The following is a 1,394-nucleotide window of genomic DNA, read 5'->3' on the forward strand; positions in this document are numbered from 1 at the left end:
GTGTCGGCCTCGCCCCTGGCCCCTGGTCGCCCTGGACGCCCCTTGCCGTCTGGCTCTCCGTTCACATCCTCTTCGCCGGCTTTCCCGCCAAGCTCTGGCGTGAGGAGGCGATACGGCATCTCGGGCCCGACGCGGTGTCCCTGTTCGCCACCGATGGGCCGGCCACCTCGGGGAGCAACGGGTGGGTGCTGGACGGGAGTCGGACGGTCAGTGGCGGCGCGCTGATCGCCGGGGACCCGCACCGGTTCATCGAGGACCCCGGTATTTATCAGCAACTCCGGCTGGCCTGTGACGAGTTCGACGTCGTGGGGCTCGCGGTGCCCGGCGTGCCCGGCATTGCGCACTTCGGGCACACGGGGACCGTCGCCTGGGCGATCACGAACGCGATGGCCGATTACCAGGACCTGTACAAGGAACGGCTGAGGCGGACCGGCGCCGGTGTGGAGGCGCTGGGCCCGGACGGGGTGTGGCGCCGGGTTCACCGGCATACGGAAGTGATCGAGGTCGCGGGCGAATCGCCCGTGGAGGTCGAGGTGTTGGAGACAGCCCGGGGGCCGGTGATCGCCGGTGGGCCTGAAGGGCTGGACGACGCGACCCCGTTGGCGGTGAGCCTGCGCTATCCGCCGCGCGTGACGGGGGAGTTGGGGTTCGAGGCGCTCCTCAAGCTGCTGAGGGCCCGTGATGTGGGTGATGTGGACGCCGCCCTGGACACCTGGTGCGAACCCGTGAACGTCGTCCAGGCCGCCGACACCGCCGGAGGCACCCTGCACAGGGTCGCCGGCCGCGTCCCGGTCCGCGCGGAGGCGAACCGCGTCCGCCTGGTCCCGGCCTGGGAACCGGGCCACGAGTGGACCGGCGTCCACGAGACGCCCCGCGCCGAACTGACCGACGGCATCGCGGTGATGGCCAACCAGCGGGGCCCGGCACGGGAGTTGGGTGTCGAGTTCGCCCCCGCGCACCGGGCCGACCGCATCAGAACCCTCCTCCAGCAACGCGAGAAGTGGACGCCCGAGGAGATCGGCACGATCCACATGGACACCCAACTCGCCTCAGCCGCACCCCTGTTGGACAGACTGGCGGCGCTGAAGGACCTCACCCCGGCCGCCGAGACCCTCAGGAACCGCCTGCTGCGCTGGAACCGCCACATGGACGCGGCCAGCACGGACGCCGCCTCCTACGCCGCCCTCCGCACCGAGGTCGTCCGCGCCCTCGCCGCCCACCCCGGCTGGTCCGCGACGACCCGCCAGAGCCACCACGTCAACCCCGTGATGCGCGGCGTCATGTCCCTCGGCAACCGCCTCGTCGCCCAGTCCGACCGCGCGGGTGCCCTGCCCACCCTGTACGCCGCGACCCAGGACCTGCCCGGCGCGAGCTACGTCGGCCCCGACGTAGCT

Annotated in this window: 1 protein-coding gene; it reads left to right on the top strand. The window is 72.1% G+C overall.

The window, feature by feature from the left end:
- The coding region (locus tag AOK24_RS12425) for a penicillin acylase family protein (RefSeq protein ID WP_240553855.1) at positions 1–1,394 on the top strand (1,394 nt) is incomplete at both ends.

This window comes from Streptomyces niveiscabiei (genome assembly GCF_001419795.1).
GTDB classification, from domain to species: domain Bacteria; phylum Actinomycetota; class Actinomycetes; order Streptomycetales; family Streptomycetaceae; genus Streptomyces; species Streptomyces niveiscabiei.